This window comes from Listeria valentina (assembly GCF_011800755.1).
Lineage (GTDB): Bacteria > Bacillota > Bacilli > Lactobacillales > Listeriaceae > Listeria > Listeria valentina.
This window is the reverse complement of record NZ_JAATJW010000153.1, coordinates 1-870: the sequence shown is the minus strand read 5'-3', so window position 1 is coordinate 870 and position 870 is coordinate 1. Positions and strand designations below refer to the sequence as shown.

Annotated in this window: 1 protein-coding gene; it reads right to left on the bottom strand. The window is 40.3% G+C overall.

All coding sequences use genetic code 11. From position 1 onward, the window contains the following. Window positions 1–770, bottom strand: a 770-nt coding sequence (locus HCK02_RS13965; RefSeq protein ID WP_167630695.1) for an ATP-binding protein, incomplete at its 3' end; no start/stop codon positions are given. Window positions 771–870 lie beyond the last annotated feature (100 nt).

The window sequence follows — 870 nt, the reverse complement described above, 5'->3', positions numbered from 1 at the left end:
GCTTCTAACTCATCAAAAGTTAAGTTTGTTGTAATAATCGTACTTTTATTTAAACGTTCATTCGAAATCGCATAGAGAACACGATGCACAAAATCACTCGCTTGTCCCTCTTTGCCAATGCGCCCACTTTCTGCTCCGAGGTCATCAAGCACTAAAATATCAGGGGACGCACAACGCTCAATATAGCTGCTTTCTGTTTCGCCAGCAAAGCCATTGCTAGAAAATGTTCGGCGTATGTCTTGCATCAGTTTACTGGTGTTCACAAAAAGGCAGGTTCGTTCTCCATTTGATAGCTCATTAATGGTCCGAATAGCCGCAATAGATAAATGGGTTTTTCCTGTGCCAGGATCCCCATAAAGCCATGTATTAAACGTTTCTCCTTCTTGATAGGCTTTTGATACTTGAATCATTTTTTGCTTATTATGTGCCGCTTCCGTGCCTTTTTCAGCATAATAGTTTTTAAAGCCTGCTTGTTTCAAATTATCATCTTCAAAAATGCTGTTTTGCAAAAGGGCATCTAATCGCTTTTGCTTTTGCACGTCCTTCGCTTTATGTTTAAGATCGGTGCTTAGTTTGTTATTGTCAGCTTCACGCTTGCATATGGGGCAAAGCTCTTCACCGTCAACGCACATCATTTGCACTGCTTTACCCTTGTGCACATCACTTTCACAGTATTTATCTAGCATAGAGAAGCGCACTGGATTAGCCGTAGATGCTTGAAGGTCTTTGTTTTTTAGAATTTCGCCCATCACGTCTTTCACTCGTTCCATTTTTCCTAACCCCTCTCTTTGCACTATTCTTTTTTTGTTGTTCATAGGCAACAGCAGCAGCAAGTTCTGTAATATTCGCTTGTGACCATTCTTTTAAAAT